We start from the raw sequence: 24926 nt of genomic DNA on the forward strand, positions 1-24926 counted from the left end.
CCTCTCGGGACTGTGACTAGAATCTCCTACAGACGTCAGACATCTGATATCAGCATCCCCAAGAAATGCCGCCAGCCAAAGGAGTCTTCATGCGCGCGCATTCCCTCTTCAAGGGTCCCCACCCTGAAACCGGAGGCCTGCAATGACCTCCCGCTCTGCTGCCCCCGCCCTTGGTGCGCTGGGCGAGGCCACCCTCCGCAAAGTACGCCGGAGGCTCATGCCCCTGATCGTCGTTCTCTACTTCGTTGCCTACCTGGACCGGAACAATGTCGGTTTCGCCAAGCTCGGCATGCAGGGGGACATCGGGCTCACCGAGGCCGCCTACGGCCTGGGCGCCGGCATCTTCTTCCTGGGCTATGCGCTGCTGGAGATCCCGAGCAACGGCGGCATGTACCGCTTTGGTGCCCGGAAGTGGATCGCGCGCATCCTGATCAGCTGGGGCATCTTCGCCACCGCCATGTTCCTGGTGAACGGTGAAGCCACCTTCTACGTGGTCCGCTTCCTGCTGGGTGCGGCAGAAGCCGGCTTTTTCCCCGCCGTCCTCTTCTACCTGACTCTCTGGTTCCCGGCTGCGCAGCGCGTCACCGTGTTGGGCATCTTCATCCTCGCCCAGCCCATCTCCAACGCCCTCGGTGCGCCTGTGTCCGGCATGCTCCTGAACCTGGAAGGCGTGGCCGGCCTGCACGGCTGGCAGTGGCTCTACATCCTTGAGGGCATCCCGGCAATCATTCTGGGCATCATCACGCCGTTCGTCATGACGGACCGGCCCGAACACGCCAAGTGGCTCAAGCCGGAAGAGCGGGAATGGCTCTCCACCACCATGAGCGCTGAACTGGCAGACAAGCAGAAAACGGGTAACCACAACTTCCTTGCAGGTCTAAAGGATCCCCGCACCATTGCCTACTCGGCACTGTACTTCGGACTGGTCTGCGGCATTTACGGCCTGGGGCTCTGGCTGCCCACCATCGTCAAGGCGCTCGGCAACTTCGACTCAACGCAGGTGGGATTCATCGTCTTCATCCCATACGCCATCGCTGCAGTGTTCGTATACTTCTGGAGCAAGCGCTCGGACCGTACAGGCAACCGCGTCTGGCACGCCAGCGTCAGTATGGTCATCGCCGCTGTCGGCCTGCTGGGCGCGGGATTCCTGCTCCCCGTCAACGCGGTGCTCGCCATGGTCTTCCTGACCCTTGCGGCCATGGGCATCTACTCTGCGATTGCACCCTTCCTGGCCATGCCCTCCGCAGCCCTCACCGGCGCTGCGGCCGCAGCAGGGCTGGCCATGGTCAACTCGCTGGGCAACCTGGGCGGCTTTGTAGCCCCCTACATCGTGGGGATTCTCAAGGACGCCACCGGAAACAGCCAGACCGGCCTGGTCTTCCTGGCCGCCTGCCTCGCCGTAACCGCCGTCGCCACCTACCTTTACGCACGCAACCGACCTGAAGGTGTCTCCGCCCCCGGAGCCACCCTTCCTGCCGCCAAAACCCACTAGGAAGCAGCAATGACTACAGAACAAGCATTCCCCGCAGAACGCACCGCAGTCCTGACCGGGGCGGCGTCGGCCCGCGGCATCGGCCGCGCAACCGCCGACCGGCTGGCCAGCCAGGGCTGGTCCATCGCCATCCTCGACATCAACGCCGAAGACGCCAAGGCAGCAGCGGCTGACATCGGCTCCAGCCGTGGCGTCAAGGCCATCGGAGTGGGCGCCGACGTCTCCGACGAGGCATCCGTGGACCGCGCCATCACCGAGATCGAGCAGGCACTTCCGCCGATCGTTGGCCTGGTCAACCTCGCGGGAATCAGTTCGCCCACCCCCTTCATGGAGACCACCGTGGCGGAGTGGGACAAAGTCTTCGCCATCAATATGCGCGGTACCTTCGTTGTTTCCCAGCGCGTCCTGAAGGGGATGATCCAGCGGGAACTGGGACGGATCGTCAGCATCTCCTCCATCTCCGCCCAGCGCGGCGGCGGCACCTACTCCAAGGTGGCCTACAGCGCCTCCAAGGCCGGCATCCTCGGGTTTACCCGTGCGCTGGCCCGGGAGGTAGGCGAACACAACATCACGGTCAACGCCATCGCGCCCGGCCCGATCGACACCGACATCATGGGTGGGACGCTAAGCGATGAGCGCAAGGCGCAGATGTCCGAGGGGATCATGATGGGACGCGTGGGAACCCGCGAGGAAGTCGGCGCCCTGATCGCGTTCCTGCTGAGCGAGGACGCCGGCTACATTACGGCCGCCACTTATGACATCAACGGCGGCCTGCAGGTCTCCTGACCAGCGCCGCCCAACAAGCAGTGGCCAAAGGTGCCGTGCGGCTGGCCGGCCGCACGGCACCGGGGACGGCCGTGCCCTTTACGCCTGCGCTTTGGCACCTTTTCCGGCTATAGGATTTCTACATGGCAACAAAGAACCAGGCCTCCGGCGGAGTGAGCAGGCAGGTGCTCGCCGACCACGTCTACGAAGCGCTTCTTGTTGCCCTCATGGACGGCAGGCTCGAAGCGGGCACCCCGGTCAGTATCGACGGGATGGCAAGGGAACTGGACGTCTCCCCAACGCCCGTGCGCGAGGCCCTTGCCCGGCTGGAAGCCACCGGGATGGTCCGGAGGATGGCCCTGCGGGGGTACCGCGTGGCCCCGCTGTTCTCTCCGGAGGAGCTGGCAGACCTGATGGATGCGCGCCTGGTGATCGAACCGGCCAATGCCTTCATGGCCTGCAAGCACGCGGACCCGCAACTGACCGCGCAGCTGGAGCAGGCCATCGAGGACTTGAAGGCAGCGCCGCGGGGCCCGTCCTTTGCGGAGTTCCGGGCCTATTGGGAAGCGGACGAACGGTTCCACCGCCTCATTGCCGAGTCAGCGCACAATCAGTTTTTGTTGTCCGCCTACAACGCGCTGGGCGGCCAGGTGCAGCGCTTCCGCTTTTTCGGCGGTTTGGGCGTGACTGATGCCGATTACGCCATTGCCGAGCACACGGAGATCCTCAAGGCCTTTGAGTCGGGGGACCCCGAACTGGCGCGGGAGAAAATGGTTGAACACATTGAGGGCGTTAAGCAGCGCTCGCAGCACGACAGCGAAGTGCGCAGCTAGCGGTTCCAGCGTCGGGCGTTGACTGCCGCATGCCGGCTTACCCGTGTCTGTCTGCCCTTTGAGCAGGCGAGATATCCAAGCCCTTGACAGGGAGCACAAGCAGCGTAGATCCTATAGGAAATGCGATTTTAGACTTGGAGTGACAATGCCGTACACCGCTGAAAACTGGCCCATCGCCGCCGCCCTGCTGCAGTTCCCGGGAACCAAGCCGGACGGGACAGCCATCCAGGACGCCCCCGCCAGCGACTGGCAGAGGGTTTTCGAGGAAGTTGCCGACGCCGGTTTCACCAATGCCGACCTCACCGACAGCTGGGTTCGTCCCGGTGACCTTTCCAGCGCCCGCCTGGACGAATTGAAGGCCGCCGCCACCGCCGCCGGTCTTGGCCTTCCCTCCATTTCAGCCATCCGCCGCAGCGTGATCGAAGAGGGCAACTGGGAAGCCAACCTGGCCTACACCCACCGCACCCTTGAGGCCGCAGCCCAGCTCGGTTGCGAGGTCGTCTCGATTGGCCTGCACCAAGCCATCACTCCCGAGCAGCAGAAGCAGCTGTGGTTCTGGACCGTGGAAGGTCACAAGGACCCGGTGGGGGACAAGGAAACCTGGAACAATGCAGTCAGCCGGATTCGTGAAGTAGGCAAGCATGCAGCCGAACTCGGGCTGCTGGTCTCGCTGGAGATGTACGAGGACACCTACCTGGGCAGCGCGGATTCTTCCGTCCAGCTTGTCCAGGACATCGACCTGCCCAACGTCGGCCTGAACCCGGACCTCGGCAACCTGATCCGGCTGCACAGGCCCATCGAGGACTGGCGTGAAGTGATCCACAAGACCCTGCCGTACTCCAACTACTGGCACGTCAAGAACTACATCCGTGACGAGGACCAGGCCCGGGACCACTACGTCGCCATGCCCGCCCCCATGGAATCCGGCCTCATCAGCTACCGCGAGGCTTTCCAGTTCGCCATCTCGGTTGGCTTCCAGGGCATCATCTGCACCGAACACTACGGTGGCGACGGCCTGAGCGTCACCGCCGCGAACCAGGACTACCTGCGCCGCCAGGTCCTGCCCAAGCGCGACAGCTACGCCCTGGGCACCAGCCTGGTGGCCCAGGGCCGGCAGACCCCGGCAGCAGTCCCTGCCCGCTAAGCCGGCAGGCATCCCAACCGACCCAACCGGTTCAACGAGGAATCATGACAAAGATATTTGACGATCCAGCGCAGTTCGCAGACGACGCCCTCGACGGTTTCGTCGCTGCCAACCGCCAGTACGTGGCCCGCGTGGACGGTGGCGTTGTCCGCTCCACCGAATCGCCGGCGGGCCAGGTTGCACTGGTCATCGGCGGCGGATCCGGCCACTACCCGGCCTTTGCCGGCTTGGTGGGCGCAGGGCTGGCGGCCGGCAGCGCCTGCGGCAACATGTTCGCATCCCCCTCCGCGGGGCAGGTATACCGCGTAGCCAAAGCGTCCCAGGCGGGCGGCGGAGTCCTCCTCAGCTACGGCAACTACGCCGGCGACGTCCTTCACTTCGGCCAGGCGCAGGACAAGCTGAATGCCGAGGGTATCGACACCCGAACCGTCCTGGTCACCGATGACATCGCCAGCGCGCCGCTCGAAGAAATCGGTAAGCGCCGCGGCATCGCCGGAGACCTCACGGTGTTCAAGGTGGCCGGGGCAGCAGCAGAAGCCGGGCTGGACCTGGACGAAGTTGAGCGGCTTGCGATCAAGGCCAACCACCACACCCGCTCCCTCGGCGTGGCCTTCGCCGGCTGCACCCTGCCCGGAGCAGACAAACCGTTGTTCACGGTGCCTGAAGGCATGATGTCAGTGGGGCTTGGCATCCACGGCGAACCGGGCATCTCCGAGCAGCCCCTTCCCACTGCCAGCGAGCTCGCACAGTTGCTGGTGGACGGATTGCTGAAGGACAAGCCCGAAGCCGCAGGCAGCCGGGTGGTCCCCATCCTCAACGGCCTGGGAACGGTAAAGTACGACGAACTCTTCCTGCTGTTCGGGAAGGTCGAGGCCCTGCTGGCCGATGCCGGACTTGAAATCGTCGAGCCTGAGTGCGGTGAACTGGTCACCAGCCTGGACATGTCCGGGCTGTCACTGACGCTATTCTGGCTGGACGAGGAGCTGGAGAAGTTCTGGGCCGCGCCGGCTGACACTCCCGCCTTCCGCAAAGGCAACCTCGCGGCCCGCCGCGCGCGGTCCGTCACGTCCCTCGCCGAGGCAGCAACCACCCCGGCCCTGGCCGCCACTCCAGCCTCGACGGCCTTGGCCGCCACGGCGCTGGGCGTGCTGAAGGAAGCCCGTGCCGTCGTCGTCGAACATGAGGACGCGCTCGGAAAACTGGACGCCATCGCCGGAGACGGCGACCACGGCATCGGCATGCGCCGCGGCGTTGACGCTGCCGTGGCAGCCGCGGAAAAGTCCCACGACGCCGGCGCCGGCCTCGAGGAACTGCTCGCCGCAGCGGGCGAGCAGTGGGCGGAGCGCGCCGGCGGTACCTCCGGGGCCCTTTGGGGCGCTGCGGTCACAGCTGTCGGCAGGACCCTGGGCAGTAAGGACACCTACACCGCCAAAGATGCAGCGGCCGCCGTCAACGCCCTTCGCGACGCAATCGTCACCCTGGGCAAGGCGGAAGCAGGGGACAAGACCATGGTGGATGCGCTGCTTCCGTTCGCTGATACCTTCAGCCGTGCAATTGACGACGGCGGCAGCCTCGCCGACAGCCTCCGGACAGCAGCCGAGGCTGCAGCCAAGGCAGCTGACGCGACTGCCGAACTGAGCCCGAAGAAGGGCCGGGCCCGGCCGTTGGCCGAAAAGAGCCTGGGCCACCCGGATCCCGGCGCCGTGTCCTTCGGCCTCATCGCCCGCAGGGTGGCCGAGTACGCCGCCTCCATCGAAAGCTCCTAAGGAGAACCGCATGACTGAGAACACCCAGCCAGGCTGGCGCATCGTCGTCGGCAATGACGAAGCCGGCGTTGAATACAAGAACGCCCTGCGCGAACTGCTGGAGGCCGACCCCCGCGTTGCCTCTGTGGAGGACGTGGGAGTAGGCGCTGACGACACCACCGCCTACCCGCACCTGGCCGTCGCCGCCGCCCGCAAGGTGGCAGCCGGCGAAGCGGACCGCGCCCTGCTCATCTGCGGAACCGGCCTTGGCGTCGCCATTTCAGCCAACAAGGTCCCCGGCATCCGTGCCGTCACCGCCCACGACAGCTACTCTGTGGAACGCTCCGTGCTGTCCAACAACGCCCAGGTGCTCACCATGGGCCAGCGCGTCATCGGCCTGGAACTGGCCAAGAAACTCGTGGGCGAGTGGCTGAACTACCGCTTCGATGAAAACTCCGCATCCGCGGCAAAAGTAGACGCCATCTCCTCCTACGAGGACGCGTCGGAAGGACTTGAGGACAAATGACCACTCGCAACATCGCCGTCGTCGGCTCAGGCTACATGGGCGGCGGAATCGCCCAGGTCCTGGCACTTGCCGGAGCCCGCGTGGCACTGGCCGACGTCTCCGCCGAAATCGCCCGCAGCAACTACGAGCGGCTCTTGAAGGAATCCGATGAGTTCGTGGCAGCCGGGCTCTTCCCGGCCAACGCCACAGACCTGCTCAAGGAAAACCTGTGGGCAGCCAAGGACATCGAAGAAGCGGTGGCCGACGCCGAGTACATCGAGGAGGCCGTGCCGGAAATCCTCGAGATCAAGCACGCCACCCTGGGCCGGATCAGCGCCGCTGCCCGCCCCGACGCCATCATCGGTTCGAACACGTCCACCATCTCCATCGCGAAGCTGGCCGAAGTGGTGGACAACCCGGAGCGGTTCCTGGGAGTCCACTTCTCCAACCCGGCCCCCTTCATCCCCGGCGTGGAGGTCATCCCGCACGAGGGTACCTCCGAGGCCACCGTCCAGGCGGCCCGCACCATTGTGGGGGAGACCGGCAAGGAAACGGCCACCGTCAAGGACGTCACCGGCTTCGTGCTGAACCGGCTCCAGTACGCCCTCTTCCATGAAGCCGCCCAGGTGGTGGAGGAAGGCATCGCCACCGCAGAGGACGTGGACACCCTGGTGCGGACCACCTTCGGTTTCCGGCTGCCGTTCTTCGGCCCCTTCGCCATCGCGGACATGGCCGGGCTGGACGTTTACGCATTCTGCTACAAGTCGCTGCAGAACGGCTTCCCGGAACGGTTCGCCACGCCCAAAATCCTGCAGGAAAAGGTCGACGCCGGCCAGCTCGGTACCAAGACCGGCTCCGGATTCCTCGACGTCCCCGCCGACCGCACTGCAGCCCTGGTTGCCTACCGGAACAAGGCCTACGTCGCCATGCAGAAGCTCATCGAGGACCTGGGCCCGGCACCCCTGTCCTAGCCGCGCCACTCCCGCAACGGCGCCGCCCAGCGGCGCCGTTGCCGTGACCGAAACCTACCTCACCGGAAGGAACATTCCATGACACCATTTCCCGCAGACCGCACCGTGATCGTGACCGGCGCCGTCTCTGAACGCGGCATCGGCCGGGCCACCGCGGACTACCTCGCCGAGCGCGGCTGGAACATCGGCGTAATCGACCTTGACGACGCGGCCAGCAAGAACCTGGCCAAGGAACTGGCCGAAAAGCACGGCGTCAGGGCCCACGGCGCCGGGGCCAACATTGGTGACGAAGCCTCGGTCCGGGCCGCCATCGACGAGATCGAGGCCGAACTTCCCCAGCTGGTGGCCCTGGCGAACATCGCCGGCGTCAGCTCACCCGTTCCCTACCTCGAGCTCGACGGCGCCGAGTGGGACCGCGTGCTGAACATCAACATGAACGGTGTCCACTACGCCACCCGCCGGGCGGCCGAATCGATGGTGAAGAACCGGCTGGGACGGATCGTCAACATTTCCTCGGTCTCCGCACAGCGCGGCGGCGGCACGTTCAGCAAGACACCGTATTCGGTGGCCAAGGCCGGCGTCATCGGCCTGACCCGGGCCACCGCCCGCGAACTGGGCGAGTATGACATCACCGTCAACGCCATCTCGCCGGGTCCGATCGACACGGACATTATGGGCGGTACCCTCAGCGAGGAACGCAAGGATGAGCTGGTGAAGGACCTGGTGGTGAACCGGGTGGGCACCACACGCGACATCGCGGCAGCCATTTCCTTCCTGATTGGCGAGGATGCCGGCTACATCTCAGGCCAGACGCTGAACGTCGACGGCGGCCTGTACATGCACTGACGGCTCCAGTTCCGGGCGCCGCCACAAGCCCCGCAGGCCGCCGGCCCGCGGGAACCACCAACGTCACCACTCGAAGGAGAGTGCTGTGTCAGAAACAACCGCAACATCCAAGGAACTTCTGGCCCGTCCGGTCCTGAAGTCCGCGATTTCCAAGGCGGCCCGCCGGCTCATGCCGATGCTGGTCATCCTCTACGTCGTATCATTCCTGGACCGCACCAACGTCGGCTTCGCCGAGGCGGCCCTGGGGGCCGACAAGGGGGTGTCCGCCGGGGCCTTTGCCCTCGGTGCCGGCATCTTCTTCATCGGCTACGCGATCTTCGAGATCCCCAGCAACCTGCTGCTCAAGAAGGTCGGAGCCAAGATCTGGCTGGCACGCATCGCCATCACTTGGGGCATCGTCTCCGCGTGCTTCGCGTTCGTGCAGGGCGAGACGTCGTTCGTGATCCTGCGTTTCCTCCTCGGCGTGACCGAAGCCGGCCTGTTCCCCGGCGTGATCATGTACCTCGCCGAATGGTTCCCCAACAAGGTGCGCGTGCAGATGTTCGCAATCTTCTACCTGGCCCAGCCGTTCTCCCAGATGATCGGTAACCCGCTTTCCGGCTGGCTGATCAACATCGGTGACCAGGTTCCCGGCCTGCACGGCTGGCAGGTCATGTTCTTCGTCGAAGGCCTCCTGGCCACCTTGGCGGGCATCGCGGCATTCTTCTTCCTGATCAACGGCCCGGAGAAGGCCAAGTTCCTCAACAACGAGGAAAAGTACGCGCTCAAGGAAGTCATGGCGCTGGAGGACACCATCAAGGACGAGACCGGCCCGCGCGGCATCCTTGCCGCCCTGCGCAACGGCCGCGTCTGGTACTTCACCCTGATCTACTTCTGCCTGCAGATCGCTGTTTACGGTGTGACGTTCTTCCTGCCGCAGCAGGTGTCCTCCCTGACCGGGCAGAAGGTGGGACTCGCCGTCGGCCTGCTGATCGCCGTCCCCTGGTTCTTCGGCATCTTCTCCTGCTACTTCATCGGCAAGGCCGCAAATACCGTGAACAAGCGCCGCAAGTTCGGCACCATCCTGTTCATCTCCACCGGCCTGTGCATCTTTGGTTCCGCCTGGGCCGGAACCAACCACCAGCCGTTCCTGGGCATGATCTTCATAACCCTGGCAGTCTGCAGCTTCCTGGCCGTCGGCCCCGTGGTGTGGGCTTATCCCACCGCGTTCCTGGCCGGTTCAGCTGCCGCCGCCGGCATCGGACTGATCAACTCCTTGGGCAACCTGGGCGGCTTCGTCGCGCCCATCCTCCGGACCGCGGTCAATGAGGCCACGCAGTCGCCAACCGGTTCCATGGGCGTTTACGCCCTGGGTGTCCTGCCATTCGTGGCTGCGGCGATGATGTTCGCCACCAAGCGGTTCAAGAACAAGGCCGACGACCTGCTCGACTGAGCACGTCACCATCCACGCAAGGAAACCCATGAGCACCTCCGGCAGCAGCGCAGGAAACGGCGTCCTCTACATCGGTGTCAGCACCAAAATGTACCTGGGCTACCAGGCAAGCCTGCGCTGGCTGTCGGAGGTGCGCTCCATTGTGGACGACAGGCCCGGACTGGGTACGGGTTCCGTCAAGGACGCCCCGGTCCGGGTCTTCGTCATCCCATCCTTCCCCGTCCTGGAACCCGCCGCGCGGATCCTGGCCGGCTCACCCGTACTGCTCGGAGCGCAGAACTGCGCCTGGGGGGACGGGGCATTAACCGGGGAAGTCAGCCCCGGCATGCTGGCCGAGCTTGGCGTCTCACTCGTCGAGATCGGACACGCCGAACGACGCAAACTCTTTGGCGAGGACGACTCCGTGGTGGCACGCAAGGTGCGTGCCGCCGTCGGCCATTCCCTCACCCCGCTACTCTGCATCGGCGAGCCTGACAGGCTCGACGCCGTGGCTGCCGCCGCCTTCTGCGTGGCGCAGGTCCAGGCCGCCACGGACGGCGACCCCGCCCTGCTCAGCCGCCTGGTTCTTGCCTACGAGCCGGTGTGGGCCATCGGCGCGCAGGAACCCGCCCCGCCTGAGCACATCAACGCCGTGCTGGCGCAAATCCTGGCCGAGCTGGGTCCCGGCTGCCCCCTCATCTACGGTGGCAGCGCGGGGCCCGGACTGCTTCCCCGGCTGCCCGCCGCGGACGGACTCTTCCTTGGCCGCTTCGCCCACGACGCAGCGAACCTGGGCCGTGTATTGGACGAAGCCCTCCTCCTGCGTCAGACCGACGCGCCCGCCAGCAGCTCATCCAGCCGCTCGTAGCCCTCGGACATGCCGCCCTCCATTCCTGAGTGCAGCATGCCGTCCCGCGCCTCCATGCTCTGGTACATGGCGTGGCCCCGCAGCCGGCAGCGGCCGCCGTCGAGCTCTTCAAAGGTCATGGACTCCAGGCTGACCGAGTCCGGATAGCCGCCGAACTCGAAGGTCTGCAGGGCTAGCTCGTTCTCGCGCACCGTGTGGAAGATCCCGCGGAACTCATACGGCACCCCCTCAGGGCCCGTGTGAATGTACCGGTAGCTTCCGCCGGTGCGGAAATCGTAGTGGTCCATTTCCATCTTCATGCCCCGCGGGCCCAGCCATTGGGCCACCAGCTGAGGGTCTTTGTGCGCCCGGAACACCTCTGCCACCGGAAAGTCGAACTCCCGCTCGAAGTCGATATAGGGGAGTCCTTCGGGGGCCGTGATCTTCAGTGAATTGGTCATCTCTTGTCCTTTGCCTTTGGCGCCGCTTGCCCGGCGCTGGATTCAAGCACGGCATCAAGGCTGCGGAACTGCCCTTCGCGGACCAACCGGTACTGGTCGATCCACGCAGTCAGCGACTCAAGCCGCGCGGGGTTCAGGTGCACGGGACGGCGCTGGGCATCCCTGCTGCGGGTCACCAGCTGCGCCTGCTCGAGTACCTGGATGTGCTTCGAGACTGCCTGCTTGGAAATCTCGAAGGGTTCCGCCAATTCATTGACCGTGGCGGGACCCCTGCTCAGGCGGGCGATGATGTTGCGGCGGACGGGGTCGGCCAGGGCCAGGAAAGCTACGTCCAGGGCCGCGTCATCATCAGACACCCTTCGCGTCTCTCTTGTAATCAACGTTTTCATTTATCAACCTTGCGATTGATTAATGATAGCCCTGCTGCTGCGCGTCGCGCAAGAGGTCTTGTATTCCTGAAATGCAATTTGTTAGTATGTCAGTACAAACTATTTGAGGGAGAAGATTCATGCCGCTTGTTCGCATTGACGTCAATGAAGGACGCACCGCCGAGGATCTGCAGCAGTTGAGCCGCGGCATCCACGACGCCATCCTCGCGGAGTATGGCATCCCGGAGCGGGACTACTTCCACATCCTTACCGAGCACCCGCAGGGCCAGATCTTCGCCCAAGATGCCGGGCTGGGCTTTGAACGCACCGGGGGAGTGGTGATGATCCAGATCTTTACCCAGGGCGGTCGGTCCCAGGAGGCCAAACAACGGCTCTTTGCCGCCGTGGCCGAAAAGCTCGCCGCGGTGGGGGTGGCCGGCCAGGACGTCTTCATTGGCTATGTCGAAAATACTGCCGGCGACTGGTCCTTCGGGTTCGGCAGGGCGCAGTACGTCACAGGCGAGTTGGCGGTCCCAAAGAAGTAGCGCAAACGCACCCGTTGATTGGGGACGGGTGCCGCCAACTTCGGTTGTAAGCATGTCAGTACAAACCTTTGACAGGACATTCGATCTAGGGCAAAGTAGTGCATGTGGCCCACGCCACGGCCTGCCAGTCCCGGAACTCCTGCTCCTCAAAGGACCCGAGTTCGACACCAGAAAGGTCCACGATCACCGTGACCCACGAGCTTCTTACGATCGGGCGCATCAGCGTTGATATCTACCCGAACGACATCGGGGTTGGCCTGGAGGACGTTAATTCCTTCGGCAAATACCTTGGCGGTTCACCGTCGAATGTCGCTGTTGCCGCTGCCCGCCATGGCCGCAGGACGGGTGTCATCACCCGCACCGGGGACGACGCATTCGGCACTTACCTGCACCGCGAGCTGCGCAAGTTCAACGTCGACGACACGTTCGTCACGCCGGTGAAGGACTGGCCCACGGCGGTGACCTTCTGCGCGATCAAGCCGGCCACGGACGAGTTCCCGCTGTACTTCTACGGCCGTTTCCCCACGGCGCCGGACCTGCAGATCAAGGCGGAAGAGCTGGACCTGGACGCCATCCGTGAGGCCGGGATCTTCTGGTCTACGGTGACCGGCCTGTGCCAGGAACCCTCCCGCTCCGCGCACATCGCCGCCCATGAAGCCCGTCCCCGTACCGACCTGGCCGAGGGACAGTTCACCGTCCTGGACCTGGACTACCGGCCCATGTTCTGGGCGTCCGAGGACGAGGCCCGAGCAGAAGTGGCCAAGATCCTCCCGCACGTCACCGTGGCGATCGGCAATGACAAGGAATGCGCCGTCGCCGTGGGTGAAGGAACGCCTGATGAGCAGGCGGACCGGCTGCTGGACGCCGGCGTCGAGATCGCCGTCGTCAAGCTCGGCGCCGAAGGCGTGATGGCCAAGACCCGCACCGAACGCGTGGTTTCCGCCCCCGTCCCGGTGGAAACCCTGAACGGATTGGGCGCCGGCGATTCGTTCGGTGGCGCCTTCTGCCATGGACTGCTGTCCGGCTGGCCGCTGGCCGAGGTCCTGGATTACGCCAACGCCGCCGGCGCCATTGTCGCCTCCCGCCTGTCCTGCGCGGATGCGATGCCGACGCCGGATGAGGTCACCTCACTCCTGGCCGAACGCGGCCGTCCGGTTCCCGGCACCGCTGCCGCCGCACAGCTCGCCACCGAAGGAGCAGCACTGTGACCCTCACTCCTGTGACCCCTGACACTGCCGTGGACGACGATCCGCGCCGCTATGAGCACCTGAGCACCATCCGCCTCGAAGACCCGGAAGCCGTGGCCCGCGCGGCGAAGTCCCGACGCCGCCACCCTGGCGTGAAGGCCGGGCGGCAGAACTTCATCGTCGCCGCCGACCACCCCGCCCGCGGCGCCCTGGCTGTCGGCAGCGATCCGGTGGCCATGGCGGACCGGCGCCAGTTGCTGGACCGGCTGCAGATCGCCCTGGCCAACCCGGCCGTTGACGGTGTCCTGGCCTCCCCGGACATCATGGACGACCTGCTCCTGCTCGGCGCACTGGAGGGCAAACTGCTGTTCGGCTCCATGAACCGTGGCGGCCTGGCAGGGCTGGTCAACGAACTCGACGACCGGTTCACCGGCCACACCGCAGCTGCCCTGGAGGCACTGGGAGCGGACGGCGGGAAGATGCTGACCCGGATCTGCCTGGGCGACCCCGATACCGTGGTGACCCTCGAAGCCACCGCACGGGCCATCGATTCCCTGGCGGAGCGGAAGCTGATCGCCATGGTGGAGCCGTTCCTGTCCGTCCGCGAAAACGGTAGGGTCCGCAACGACTTGTCCACCAACGCCGTGATCAAGTCCGTGGCGATCGCGGAGGGCCTGGGGTCCACCAGCGCCTACACGTGGATGAAGCTTCCCGTGGTGGCGGAGATGGAACGCGTTATGGCAGCCACCACCATGCCCACCGTCCTGCTGGGCGGTGACCCGTCGGGGTCCCAGGACGAGGTCTTCGCCACCTGGCAGGCTGCGCTGGCCCTTCCCGGCGTCCGGGGCCTTACAGTTGGCCGCACCCTGCTCTACCCTGCCGACGGGGACGTCGCGGGCGCGGTCGCCACGGCTGCCTCGCTCCTCCACCACACCACTGACATTCCGGAGAACTAGCAATGGGCACAACAACAGGAACGTGCAGAATGACGGTGGCGCAGGCCGTCGTCGAATACCTTTCCAAGCAGTACACCGTGGACTTGGTGGGCGGCGTGGATTACCGTGAGCGGCTCATTCCGGGCACGTTCGGTATCTTCGGGCACGGCAACGTGGCCGGTGTGGGCCAGGCGTTGAAGCAGTACCAGCAGCAGGACCCCACGCTGATGCCGTATTACCAGGGCCGGAACGAACAGGCCCAGGTCCACCAGGCCGTGGGGTTCGCCCGGCACACGCGCCGCCGCCAGACCTTCGCGGTCAGCACGTCGATCGGCCCGGGCTCCTCCAACCTGTTGACCGGTGCCGCGCTGGCCACCACCAACCGGCTTCCGGTGCTGCTGCTCCCGTCGGACACGTTTGCCACCCGCGCGGCGGACCCGGTGCTGCAGCAGCTCGAGCAGCCGTACGCCTACGACATCACCGTCAACGACGCGTTCCGGCCGCTGTCCAAATTCTTTGACCGGGTGAACCGTCCCGAGCAGCTGTTCTCCGCGTTCCACCACGGCCTGCGCGTCCTGACTGACCCCGCGGAGACCGGCGCGGTGACGATCTCGCTGCCGCAGGACGTCCAGGCTGAGGCCTTCGACGTCCCCGACGAGTTCCTGGCCGAGCGGGAATGGCGGATCCGCCGCCCCGAGGCCGACGACGACGACATTGCCCGCGCCGCCGCAGCCATCCGCGCCGCGAAGCGTCCGCTGATCATCGCCGGCGGGGGAGTGCTCTACGCCTACGCGAACGATGAACTGGCGAAGTTCGCCGAGCTGACCGGCATCCCGGTGGGCAACACGCAGGCGGGCGTCGGCGTCCTGCCCTGGGACCACAAGTTCTCGCTGGGTGCCATCGGCTCCACCGGCACGACGGCGGCCAACGCCATCGCCGCCGAGGCGGACCTGGTCATCGGCATCGGCACCCGCTACGAGGACTTCACCACCGCGTCCCGGACCGCGTTCCAGAACCCCGACGTAAAGTTCGTGAACATCAACGTCGCCCCCATCGACGCGTACAAGCACGGCACCTCGCTGCCGATCGTCGCCGACGCCCGCAAGGCCCTGGTCAAGCTCAACGCAGCCCTGGGCGGCTACCGGGCCGGCGCGGACCTGGAGCAGAAGGTCGAGGCGGAGAAGAAGCGCTGGGACGCCACCGTGGACGAGGCCTTCGATACCCGCTACACCCCGCTGCCGGCCCAGAACGAGATCATCGGCGCCACCAACCGGGCCATGGACGCCCGCGACGTGGTCATCTGCGCCGCCGGCTCACTGCCCGGTGACCTGCACAAGATGTGGCGGGTCCGCGACCCGTTCGGCTACCACGTCGAATACGCCTACTCCTGCATGGGTTACGAGATCCCCGGCGGCCTGGGCGTCAAGCGTGCAGCGATCGCCGAGGCGGCAAGTACGACGGCGGCAGGCGCCTCGGGCGATCAGGTGCGGGACGTCGTCGTGATGGTGGGGGACGGCTCCTACCTGATGATGCACACCGAACTGGTCACCGCCGTGGCCGAACGAATCAAGCTGATCGTGGTCCTGGTCCAGAACCACGGCTACGCCTCCATCGGCTCCCTGTCCGAATCCCTGGGCTCGCAGCGGTTCGGCACGAAGTACCGGGCGCTGGACGAGGAAGCGCACAGCTTCGATGAGGGCGAGACGCTGCCCGTGGACCTGGCCCTGAACGCCGAGTCCCTGGGCGTGAAGGTCATCCGGATCGAACCGGGGGAGAAGGTCATCGCCGAACTCGAACAGGCCATCCGCGACGCGAAGGCCGCCCCGGAAAACAGTGGACCGATCCTGATCCACGTCGAGTCAGATCCACTCCTGGACGCGCCGTCCTCCGAGTCCTGGTGGGACGTTCCCGTCTCGCAGGTCTCCGAACTGGACTCCACGAAGCAGGCCTTCCAGACCTACGTCGACCACAAGTCACGCCAGCGCAAACTGCTCGGCTGAGCCCGTACTTCCATCCCCTTCAAACTACTCAAGGAAGAGTCCCATGACTGCCACCACCACTGAGACCGTCACCATCAACCACTTCATCGACGGCGCCGAGACCGCCGGTGAGGGCGACCGCACCACGAACGTGTACAACCCGGCTACGGGCGCTGTGACCGGCGAACTGCGCCTGGCCAACCGCGCCGACCTGGACACCGCCGTCGCCGCCGCCCGCAGGGCTGCCGACACCTGGGGTGATATCTCCCTGGCCAAGCGCACCGCCGTGCTGTTCAAGTTCCGCGAACTCGTCGCTTCCCACATCGAGGAACTCGCGCAGCTGGTAACCGCTGAGCACGGCAAGGTCATTTCCGACGCCAAGGGAGAGATCGGCCGCGGCCTGGAAGTCATCGAATACGCCTGCGGTATCCCCACCCTGCTCAAGGGCGACTACTCGGACCAGGTGTCCACCGGCATCGACGTGTTCAACTTCCGCGAACCCCTCGGCGTGGTGGCCGGCATCACGCCGTTCAACTTCCCCGTCATGGTGCCGCTGTGGATGGCGCCCATGGCCATCGCCACCGGCAACGCCTTCATCCTCAAGCCCTCCGAGCGCGACCCCTCCGCCTCCCTGCTGCTCGCCAAGCTGTGGAAGGAAGCCGGCCTGCCGGACGGTGTGTTCCAGGTCCTGCACGGCGACAAGGAAACCGTCGACGGGCTGCTGACCCACCCGGACGTGGACGGGATCTCCTTTGTCGGTTCCACCCCGATCGCCCAGTATGTCCACGAGACCGCCACCAAGCACGGCAAGCGCGTCCAGGCCCTGGGCGGGGCGAAGAACCACGCCATCATCCTGCCCGACGCCGACCTGGACAACGCCGCCGACCACCTCGCCGCCGCCGCGTTCGGCTCCGCCGGTGAACGCTGCATGGCCATCTCCGTTGCCGTCGCCGTCGGCGACGCCGCGGACCTGCTGGTCAAGAAGGTCGAAGAACGCGCCCTGGCCGTGAAGGTCAACAACGGCACCGAACCCGACGCCGAAATGGGCCCGGTCATCACCCCCGCCTCCAAGGAACGCATCGTACGGATCGTCACCGAAGCCGAAGCTGCCGGCGCAGCGATGGTGGTGGACGGCCGCGACCTCGTCGTCCCCGGCCACGAAGACGGCTTCTGGGTAGGCCCCACCGTCCTGGACCACGTCAAAACCGAAATGACCGCCTACACCGAGGAAATCTTCGGACCCGTCCTCGTGGTGGTCCGCGTCGACACCCTCGAAGACGGCATCAAGCTCATCAACGCCAACCCCTACGGCAACGGCACCGCCATCTTCACCTCCTCCGGCGCCGCCGCCCGCAAGTTCCAGCGCTCCGTCACCGTGGGCATGATCGGCATCAACGTGCCCCTGCCCGTCCCGGTGGCCTACCACTCCTTCGGCGGCTGGAAAGCCTCCCTCTTCGGCGACAAGCACATCTACGGACCCGAAGGCGTAAGCTTCTACACCCGCGGCAAGGTAGTCACCTCCCGCTGGCCCGAGACCCACCACGCCTCCGGCGCCTCCTACAACTTCCCCTCCAACTAGCGGCCAACCACCATCGATTGCTCCGTAAACGCCGTTTTGAGCGTCCAAAACGACACCTACGGAGCAATCGATGCAAAGGAAAAGACAAATGACTGAGAACAAGCTGATCATCGGCACGGCGCCGGACTCTTGGGGCGTCTGGTTCGCGGATGACCCCAAGCAGACTCCGTGGGAACGCTTCCTCGACGAGGTAGCTGAATCCGGCTACAAGTGGATCGAGCTGGGACCATATGGCTACCTGCCCAACGACCCGGTCCGCCTGGCGGAAGAACTGAAGCAGCGCGATCTGCAGATCTCCGCCGGCACCGTGTTCACCGCGTTCCACCGCGGCCTGGACCAGTGGGAAACCGCCTGGGAGCCGGCCCGCAAGGTCGCGGAACTGACCGCGGCCATGGGCGGCGAGCACATCGTGGTCATCCCGGCCATGTGGCGCGATGACGTCACGGGCGAGGCAGTGGAGAGCGGCACCCTGAGCGGGAAGGCCTGGGACGATCTGTTCGCCGGCCACAACCGGCTGGGCAAGACCCTGCTGGAGGACTTCGGCCTGAAGCAGCAGTTCCACTCCCACGCCGATTCCCACGTCGGCGCGCAGGCGGACATCGAGACGCTGCTGGGCGCCACGGACCCCCAGTACCTGAACCTCTGCCTGGACACCGGACACGCCGAGTACTGCGGCGCCTCCAGCCTGGAGCTGATCAAGAACTACCCGGACCGGATCGGCTACCTGCACCTGAAGCAGATCAACCCGGAGATCCTCAAGAAGGTCAACGAGGAAAACATGACGTGGGCAGCCGCCAACCTGGCTGGCGTCATGACCGAACCGCCCAACGGCCTGCCGGACCTGCGCGCGGTCATCGAAGCTGTGGAAGGCCTCAACCGTCCCATCTTCGGCATCGTGGAACAGGACATGTACCCCGTGGCCTTCGACGTTCCCATGCCCATTGCCAAGCGCACCCGCAACTACCTGCTGTCCTGCGGCTCCCGCACCGCCGTCAGCTAACCCCGCACACAGACCAAAAGGACAGAACAATGACTGAAAACCTCCGCGTCGCCGTCATCGGCGCCGGCCGCATGGGTGCCGACCACATCCAGCGCCTCAGCAAGCGCATCCACGGAGCCGAAGTGGCCGCCGTCGTGGACGTCGACCTCGCCCGCGCCCAGGCTGCCATTGAAGGCATCCCCGGCGCCGTGGCCTTGGCCGACGCAGAGGAGGCCCTCAACAACGGCGACGTCAACGCCGTCCTGATTGCCACCCCCGGCTTTCTGCACGAGGACATCCTGCTCAAGGCGCTGGCCAAGGACATCCCGATCCTCTGCGAAAAGCCCCTCACGCCGGACGCTGCATCCTCCTGGAAAATCGTCGAAGCTGAGGTGGCGCTGGGCCACAAGCGCATCCAGGTGGGCTTCATGCGCCGCTTCGATGCCGAATACGCCACGCTGGGCTCGATTATCCGCAACCACGAACTGGGCGAACTGCTGATGCTGCACCACCAGCACCGCAACCCGAGCACCCCCGAGGGCTTCACCAACGAGATGCTCATCAACGACTCCGTGGTCCACGAGTTCGATGCCATCCGATACTTCACCGGCGAGGAAATCACCAGCGTCCAGGTCCGCCTGGGCAAGGCCACCCGTAACGCGCCCTCCGGCCAGCACGACCCCCAGCACGTCCTGCTCGAGACCGAGTCCGGCGTCCTGGCCGACGTCGAAATCTACGTCAACGCCAAGTTCGGCTATGAGGTGGCCACCCAGGCCTCCTTCGAGGACGGCATCGTCAGCATCGGCGGCGACAAGGGACCCTACACCCGCAGTTCCGGCCGCTGGGGCGGCAACGTCACCCCCGGCTTCGAGGAGCGTTTTGGTGCGGCGTACGACGTCGAAATCCAGTCATGGGTGGACGCGGCACTTAAGGGCGGCATCGGCGGCCCCTCCGCCTGGGATGGGTATGCCACCGCTGCGTGCTGCGAGGCAGGCGTCGAGGCGCAGAAGAACGGCGAAAAGGTCGCCGTGAAGCTGGCTCCGAAGCCCGACCTCTTCAAGTAGCCACCAGCCTCCCCATCCAGGACTGATCCACAATGGAGTGTTTACGTGAAAATCGCACTTGACCCCACCCCGTTCCACCACTCGCGCAGCCTGCTGGAGTTCCCCCGGGTGGTGGCGGACCTTGGCTACAAGTACATGCAGATGACCCCGCACGCGGACTTCATCCCGTTCTTCAACCACCCCAAAGCGGATGATGAACTGGTGGGCCTGCTCAAGAAGTCCTGCCGTGACGCCGGGATTGAGATCGCCTCCATCCTCCCCGTGCTCCGTTGGTCCGGTCCGGACGAGGACGCCCGCGAGGCAGCCGTACGCTACTGGAAGCGCGCCATCCAAATCGCCGTGGACCTGGGCGTCAGCACCATGAACACCGAGTTCAGCGGCAGGCCGGAGAAGGCGGAGGAGTCCGAGCGGGCGTTCTACCGTTCCATGGAGGAACTGCTGCCGATCATTGAGCGGGAAGGCATCGACCTGCTCATTGACCCCCACCCCGACGATTTCGTGGAGGAGGGCCTGGCCGCCATCCGCGTTATCCGCGGCGTGAACTCGAAGAACGTGGGCATGGTCTACGTGGCCTCGCACAGCTTCCATATGAAGAACTCGCCGCTGGACATCATGCGCGCGGCAGGGGACAAGCTGCGCCTGGTCCACGTGGCCGATACGATGGACCACCACGCCTCGCACGGGCTGCGCTACATCACCAACCCGCCGGGCAACCCGGTCCGCGTGCACCAGCACTTGAAGATCGGCGACGGCGACGTCAACTGGGACGAATTCTTCGGCGGCCTGAAGGAGATCGGCTTTCTGGACCGCGACGACACTGTCATGGTGTCCAGCGTCTTCGCCGAGGACGAGAATGCTGAGGACGTCTCCCGCTACCAGCTGGAGACCATGAAGCAGTACGTCCAAAAGGTCAGCGTATGAGTTCACAGGATTCCGGGAACGCAACTGCCAAGCAGCCCCGCAACCACAAGCGGGCCCTGCGGACCGTCACCATCATCTCCACGTTCGGTGGCCTCCTGTTCGGCTATGACACCGGCGTGATCAACGGCGCCCTGCCCTACATGCAGGAGGATCTGGGCCTTACCCCGCTGACAGAAGGCCTGGTCACATCGTCCCTGCTGTTCGGCGCGGCCTTCGGCGCCCTGTTCGGCGGTCGCCTGGCAGACCGCAACGGCCGGCGCAAGATGATCATGGTGCTGGCCGTCATCTTCCTGGTCGGCACCCTCGGCTGCACATTCTCGCCCACCACCGGCGTGATGATTGCCGCGCGGTTCATCCTGGGACTCGCCGTGGGCGGGGCATCAGTGACTGTACCGGTGTACCTGGCCGAGGTGTCACCCAGCAACCGGCGCGGCCGGATCGTCACGCAGAACGAGCTCATGATCGTCACCGGGCAGCTGCTGGCCTTCATCTTCAACGCCTACCTGGGCAACTCCTTCGGGGAATCCCACGGCATCTGGCGCTGGATGCTGGTCATCGCCACCCTACCGGCCATTGCACTATGGATCGGGATGAACTTCATGCCCGAGAGCCCCCGCTGGCTGGCCTCCATCGGCAGCTTCGGCGAGACGCTCAGCGTGCTGCAGCGGATCCGGTCGCAGGAGGAGGCCCGCAGGGAGTTTGAAGAAGTCAAGGCCATGGCCGTGGAGGACTACAAATCCAAGATGGGTTCATGGAAGGACCTGGGCATTCCGTGGCTCCGCCGGATCTTCGTGGTGGGCCTGGGCCTGGCGGTGATCCAGCAGATCACCGGCGTGAACTCGATCATGTACTACGGCACCCAAATCCTGTCGCAGTCCGGTTTTGGCCGGGAAGCGGCACTGACAGCCAACATCGCCAACGGCGTGATCTCAGTCCTGGCCACGTTCGTGGGCATCTGGCTGCTGGGCAAGGTGGGCCGGCGCCGAATGCTGATCACCGGCCAGGCAGGCACGACGACGGCGCTGCTGCTGATTGGCCTCTTCTCGCTGATCCTGCCGGAGGGCACAGCCCGGGGCTTCGTCATCCTGGCGCTCACCGTGACGTTCCTGGCGTTCCAGCAGGGTGCCATCTCGCCGGTAACCTGGCTGATGCTCTCGGAAATCTTCCCGTTGAAGATCCGCGGCCTGGGCATGGGCGCTTCGGCGTTCCTGCTGTGGATCGTGAACTTCCTGATCGGGTTCGGATTTCCGCAACTGCTGGCGGCCATCGGCATCTCCAACACGTTTTTTGTGTTCGCCGTCCTTGGCGTGGGTGCCATCGCCTTCGCCGCGAAGTATGTGCCCGAGACCAAGGACAAGAGCCTTGAGGACCTGGAGCATTACTTCAAGAACGTGGCCGGCGGCAAAGCCGAGGTGGCCGCGGCCAAGGTTTCCTGACGTACCAGAACCACCCCTTCAACGCAGCAACGCCCCCATGAGTATTCCTCCTGGCGGCGTTGCTGCTTGTGCGTGCGGTGTTCTGCTACGCGGTCGCTTGCAGCCGCGGCAGGGCATCCACCAGCGGTGCCAGCTCCGGGATGACCATGGCCTCATTGAGGGCACGTTCCAAGGTGGCGTCGTGGACTGGCCGAGCTTCCGCGAGCAAACTGCTCCCGCTGGCCGTCAACTCGGTGTAAATGCCCCGGCGGTCGTCGTCGCACAAGATCCTGGTCAGCAGGCCGCGGTCCTCCAGCCGGTTTACCAGGCGGGTAGTGGCGCTCGGGCTCAGCGCCGTGGCGCGCGCCAGTTGCTGCATCCGCATGTGCCACCCGTCCTGCCGGCTCAGGGCATCCAGCACCGTGTACTCCACTACGGACAGCTGTGATTCTGCCTGGAGGCTGCGTTCCAGTTCGTTTTCGATCAACCCGTGCAGGGCCGCCAAGGTGCGCCAGCCCTGCGCGCGGACCTCGACGGCGTCGTCCTTGATGCCCATGGCTGCTCCTTCTAAAAGTAGTTGCTTGCGCGGCATATTTGCATGTGCAACAATAAATACCGCGTCTGCAACTATCTTAGGCGCCTTCCCCTTCCGGGGACAACTACGTACAGCTCAAAGGAGCATTGGCATGCCTGTAGGCCTGATAGCACTCGCCCTCGGCGGGTTTGGCATCGGACTCACCGAATTCGTGATCGCCGGCCTCCTCCCGCAGGTGGCGGCGGACTTTGCGGTGAGTGAAGCATCGGCGGGGTGGTTCATCTCCGGCTACGCACTCTCCGTGGTGGTGGGAGCGCTGGGACTGACGGCGGCCGTCACCCGCTTTCAGCGCAAACCGGTGCTGGCCGCCTTGCTGGTCCTGTTCATTGCCGGGAACCTGCTCTCCGCCACGGCGGACGGGTACTGGGCGATGATGTTGGGCCGCGTCATTGCAGCCCTCTCGCATGGCGCCTTCTTCGGGATCGGGGCCGTGGTGGCCGCCGGCATGGTCCCGGCCAGCAAGAAGGCGGGAGCCATCGCGCTCATGTTCACCGGGCTGACGGCAGCCAACGTCCTTGGCGTACCGTTCGGAACCCTCCTGGGCCAGGCCGCCGGTTGGCGCGCCACGTTCTGGGCCATCACCGTGATTGGCGTGGCCGCGCTCGTTGGTATCCTGGCGCTCGTCCCCAAATCGGCTGGGGCAACTGAAGAATCGGCCAGCCTCCGCTCCGAGCTCCGCGCCTTCCGCTCCGGGCAGGTGTGGCTGTCCATCGTGGTGACCATCCTTGGGTTCGGCGGCATGTTCGGAGCGTTCACCTACATCGCCTACACCCTCACGGAGGTGTCCGGCTTCGCGGCCTCCACCGTGCCGTGGCTGCTCATCGTCTTCGGCGTGGGCCTTTTCGCGGGTAATGCCCTGGGCGGAAAGGCCGCTGACCGCAACGTGGATCGGACGCTCCTGGTGGTGCTCGCCGCGCTGACGGTGGTCCTGGTGGCGTTCGCAATGACGGCCGCCAATCCTGTGCTGACGGTCATCTCCCTGGTCCTGATGGGAGGCTTCGGTTTTGCCACCGTACCGGGCCTTCAGATGCGCGTCATGAAGTACGCCTTCGGCGCTCCCACCCTCGCATCCGGTGCCAATATCGGTGCCTTCAACGTAGGCAACGCGCTGGGTGCATGGCTGGGCGGCGTCACCATCACCGCCGGGTTCGGCTATACCTCGCCCATCTGGGCCGGGGCCGCCATCACCCTTGCCGGCCTTGCCGTCATGGCATTCGCCGCGGCAGGCGCCAGGCGGAGCAAACAGCACGAAAAGGCCCAGATGCAGGGAACGGCGGAGGAGTTGGTTAGCCGCTAAGCGGCGGGGTCGGAGGAGCGGCGCACCATCAGGGCCGGCTCGAGCTTGCGGACGGCCGTTGGCCCTGCAGCACCGGCAATCCGGTCCAGCATGGTTTGGGCCGCCACCCGGCCCAGCTCCCCGGCGTGCTGGTCAATGGACGTCAGGCCAACCAGCGGCGAGGCTCCCGCCTCGATGTTGTCGCAGCCCACCACAGCCATGTCGCCGGGGACGGACAGCCCCCGGGATACCAGCGCTTCCATGATGCCGATGGCGGTCAGGTCGTTGTGCGCAAAGACTGCCGTGGGAAGGGTGGCGCCAGATTCCAGGAACTGCTCCATAACAGCCCTGCCACCGCGTTCGGTCATGTCACTGTGGACCAGTTGCGGTTCCAGGCCGAACTCCTGCATGGCCTGCAGGTACCCGTTGCGGCGGTCCGCGTAGGGGAGCCAGTCGGAGATGTCGAAGTGCGCGATCCGGCGGTGCCCCAGGTTGTACAGGTGCTCCACGGCGAGTGCGCCGGAACGGAAGTCGTCGGTCAAAACGGAATCAACGCCGTCGACCTCCATCTCACGGGTGATTACGACGGCGGGAGTCCCGCGGAGTGCCGCGGCCAGTTCCGCCGAGGTGCCGGTGTAGCCGGCCAGCAGCACGCCGTCGACGCGCAGGTCCACGAAGGACCGCACGGCCTCCAGCTCGGTTCCGGGATCGGCGGAGCCGACGGCGACCATCACCTGGTTGCCGCTGCCCGCCAGGCCTTCGGTGATGCCGTCATAGATGTCAGCGAAGACGGAATTGTGCAGGTCGAGGAACAGGACGCCCAGGGTCTTGGTCCGGTGGCTTGCCAGACGGCTGGCCAACCTGTTGGGGGAGTAGCCCAGGGCAGCAGCGCTTTCCAGCACTGCCCTCCGCTTGGCGGGCGAAACCTTGGGGGACTCGCGCATCACCAGGGACACCAGGGCGCGGCTCACGCCGGCGTCGCGTGCCACGTCCTCCATGGTCACCGACCGCGGGGAAGGGGAAGTGTGTTTCACAAAACCCCACTATGCCAGCCCGCTGCCGC

The 24926-nt window shown here is 65.4% G+C and carries 24 protein-coding genes; 20 read left to right on the forward strand and 4 right to left on the reverse strand.

What is annotated here, in order from left to right:
* Positions 1-142: 142 nt before the first annotated feature.
* From J7I84_RS06130 to J7I84_RS06175, 10 genes are all read left to right on the forward strand, one after another.
* Positions 143-1492 (forward strand): MFS transporter, encoded by a 1350-nt coding sequence (locus tag J7I84_RS06130; protein ID WP_214942050.1) that lies wholly within the window; start codon positions 143-145, stop codon positions 1490-1492.
* A gap of 9 nt (positions 1493-1501) precedes the next feature.
* Positions 1502-2278, forward strand: coding sequence for an SDR family NAD(P)-dependent oxidoreductase (locus J7I84_RS06135; RefSeq protein ID WP_214942052.1), 777 nt, complete (start codon positions 1502-1504; stop codon positions 2276-2278).
* 122 nt (positions 2279-2400) lie between these two features.
* Positions 2401-3090: a GntR family transcriptional regulator gene (locus J7I84_RS06140; protein ID WP_214942055.1), complete on the forward strand. Its 690-nt coding sequence runs from the start codon at positions 2401-2403 to the stop codon at positions 3088-3090.
* Between the two features lie 145 nt (positions 3091-3235).
* On the forward strand, positions 3236-4234 hold the full coding sequence (locus tag J7I84_RS06145) for a sugar phosphate isomerase/epimerase (RefSeq protein ID WP_214942058.1): 999 nt from the start codon (positions 3236-3238) through the stop codon (positions 4232-4234).
* Between the two features lie 44 nt (positions 4235-4278).
* Positions 4279-6000 carry a dihydroxyacetone kinase subunit DhaL gene (gene dhaL, locus J7I84_RS06150; protein WP_214942061.1) on the forward strand — a complete coding sequence of 574 codons (1722 nt, stop codon included), beginning with the start codon at positions 4279-4281 and terminating at the stop codon, positions 5998-6000.
* A 10-nt stretch (positions 6001-6010) separates the two neighbouring features.
* On the forward strand, positions 6011-6505 hold the full coding sequence (locus tag J7I84_RS06155) for a ribose-5-phosphate isomerase (protein ID WP_214942064.1): 495 nt from the start codon (positions 6011-6013) through the stop codon (positions 6503-6505).
* A complete protein-coding gene (locus J7I84_RS06160; protein WP_214942066.1) occupies positions 6502-7455 on the forward strand; it encodes a 3-hydroxyacyl-CoA dehydrogenase family protein in 954 nt (317 codons plus the stop codon). The genes J7I84_RS06155 and J7I84_RS06160 overlap by 4 nt, the downstream gene beginning before the upstream one ends.
* Positions 7456-7533: 78 nt before the next feature.
* Positions 7534-8301, forward strand: coding sequence for an SDR family NAD(P)-dependent oxidoreductase (locus J7I84_RS06165; RefSeq protein ID WP_214942069.1), 768 nt, complete (start codon positions 7534-7536; stop codon positions 8299-8301).
* Between the two features lie 85 nt (positions 8302-8386).
* Positions 8387-9733 carry an MFS transporter gene (locus J7I84_RS06170; protein ID WP_214942072.1) on the forward strand — a complete coding sequence of 449 codons (1347 nt, stop codon included), beginning with the start codon at positions 8387-8389 and terminating at the stop codon, positions 9731-9733.
* A 28-nt stretch (positions 9734-9761) separates the two neighbouring features.
* Positions 9762-10580 carry a triose-phosphate isomerase family protein gene (locus tag J7I84_RS06175; protein WP_214942075.1) on the forward strand — a complete coding sequence of 273 codons (819 nt, stop codon included), beginning with the start codon at positions 9762-9764 and terminating at the stop codon, positions 10578-10580.
* Here J7I84_RS06175 and J7I84_RS06180 read toward each other — a convergent pair.
* Both J7I84_RS06180 and J7I84_RS06185 read right to left on the reverse strand, forming a co-directional pair.
* Positions 10538-11020 carry an SRPBCC family protein gene (locus J7I84_RS06180; protein ID WP_214942078.1) on the reverse strand — a complete coding sequence of 161 codons (483 nt, stop codon included), beginning with the start codon at positions 11018-11020 and terminating at the stop codon, positions 10538-10540. The genes J7I84_RS06175 and J7I84_RS06180 overlap by 43 nt on opposite strands.
* Positions 11017-11409 carry a helix-turn-helix transcriptional regulator gene (locus J7I84_RS06185; RefSeq protein ID WP_251046193.1) on the reverse strand — a complete coding sequence of 131 codons (393 nt, stop codon included), beginning with the start codon at positions 11407-11409 and terminating at the stop codon, positions 11017-11019. Before J7I84_RS06185 ends, J7I84_RS06180 begins: the two co-directional genes overlap by 4 nt.
* A gap of 119 nt (positions 11410-11528) precedes the next feature.
* Here J7I84_RS06185 and J7I84_RS06190 point away from each other — a divergent pair, with 119 nt between their 5' ends.
* The 9 genes from J7I84_RS06190 (at position 11529) to J7I84_RS06230 (ending at position 22013) form a co-directional block, all read left to right on the forward strand.
* Positions 11529-11933 carry a tautomerase family protein gene (locus J7I84_RS06190; protein WP_214942081.1) on the forward strand — a complete coding sequence of 135 codons (405 nt, stop codon included), beginning with the start codon at positions 11529-11531 and terminating at the stop codon, positions 11931-11933.
* A gap of 188 nt (positions 11934-12121) precedes the next feature.
* Entirely contained in the window at positions 12122-13141 is a 1020-nt protein-coding gene (gene iolC, locus J7I84_RS06195; RefSeq protein ID WP_214942084.1) for a 5-dehydro-2-deoxygluconokinase, read from the forward strand.
* Positions 13138-14076 carry a deoxyribose-phosphate aldolase gene (locus J7I84_RS06200; protein WP_214942087.1) on the forward strand — a complete coding sequence of 313 codons (939 nt, stop codon included), beginning with the start codon at positions 13138-13140 and terminating at the stop codon, positions 14074-14076. The genes iolC and J7I84_RS06200 overlap by 4 nt, the downstream gene beginning before the upstream one ends.
* A gap of 29 nt (positions 14077-14105) precedes the next feature.
* Positions 14106-16055 carry a 3D-(3,5/4)-trihydroxycyclohexane-1,2-dione acylhydrolase (decyclizing) gene (gene iolD / locus J7I84_RS06205; protein ID WP_251046194.1) on the forward strand — a complete coding sequence of 650 codons (1950 nt, stop codon included), beginning with the start codon at positions 14106-14108 and terminating at the stop codon, positions 16053-16055.
* Between the two features lie 43 nt (positions 16056-16098).
* Entirely contained in the window at positions 16099-17613 is a 1515-nt protein-coding gene (locus J7I84_RS06210) for a CoA-acylating methylmalonate-semialdehyde dehydrogenase (protein ID WP_214942093.1), read from the forward strand.
* An 88-nt stretch (positions 17614-17701) separates the two neighbouring features.
* Positions 17702-18613: a sugar phosphate isomerase/epimerase gene (locus tag J7I84_RS06215; protein WP_214942095.1), complete on the forward strand. Its 912-nt coding sequence runs from the start codon at positions 17702-17704 to the stop codon at positions 18611-18613.
* A 29-nt stretch (positions 18614-18642) separates the two neighbouring features.
* Positions 18643-19656, forward strand: coding sequence for a Gfo/Idh/MocA family protein (locus tag J7I84_RS06220; protein WP_214942099.1), 1014 nt, complete (start codon positions 18643-18645; stop codon positions 19654-19656).
* Between the two features lie 45 nt (positions 19657-19701).
* On the forward strand, positions 19702-20577 hold the full coding sequence (locus J7I84_RS06225) for a sugar phosphate isomerase/epimerase family protein (RefSeq protein ID WP_214942102.1): 876 nt from the start codon (positions 19702-19704) through the stop codon (positions 20575-20577).
* Positions 20574-22013: a sugar porter family MFS transporter gene (locus tag J7I84_RS06230; protein ID WP_214942105.1), complete on the forward strand. Its 1440-nt coding sequence runs from the start codon at positions 20574-20576 to the stop codon at positions 22011-22013. The genes J7I84_RS06225 and J7I84_RS06230 overlap by 4 nt, the downstream gene beginning before the upstream one ends.
* A gap of 85 nt (positions 22014-22098) precedes the next feature.
* Here J7I84_RS06230 and J7I84_RS06235 read toward each other — a convergent pair whose 3' ends face one another.
* On the reverse strand, positions 22099-22548 hold the full coding sequence (locus J7I84_RS06235; protein WP_214942108.1) for a MarR family winged helix-turn-helix transcriptional regulator: 450 nt from the start codon (positions 22546-22548) through the stop codon (positions 22099-22101).
* Positions 22549-22678: 130 nt separating this feature from the next.
* On the opposite strand from J7I84_RS06235, the gene J7I84_RS06240 reads away from it, so the two are divergent.
* Positions 22679-23884, forward strand: coding sequence for an MFS transporter (locus J7I84_RS06240; RefSeq protein WP_214942110.1), 1206 nt, complete (start codon positions 22679-22681; stop codon positions 23882-23884).
* Here J7I84_RS06240 and J7I84_RS06245 read toward each other — a convergent pair.
* The gene (locus J7I84_RS06245) at positions 23881-24897 is read right to left on the reverse strand and encodes a LacI family DNA-binding transcriptional regulator (RefSeq protein ID WP_214942112.1); all 1017 of its coding nucleotides are present in this window, start codon (positions 24895-24897) and stop codon (positions 23881-23883) included. The two genes, J7I84_RS06240 and J7I84_RS06245, sit on opposite strands and share 4 nt — an antisense overlap.
* Positions 24898-24926 lie beyond the last annotated feature (29 nt).

Origin of the sequence: Arthrobacter sp. ISL-85 (assembly GCF_018613675.1) — a bacterium.
Classification (GTDB): domain Bacteria; phylum Actinomycetota; class Actinomycetes; order Actinomycetales; family Micrococcaceae; genus Arthrobacter.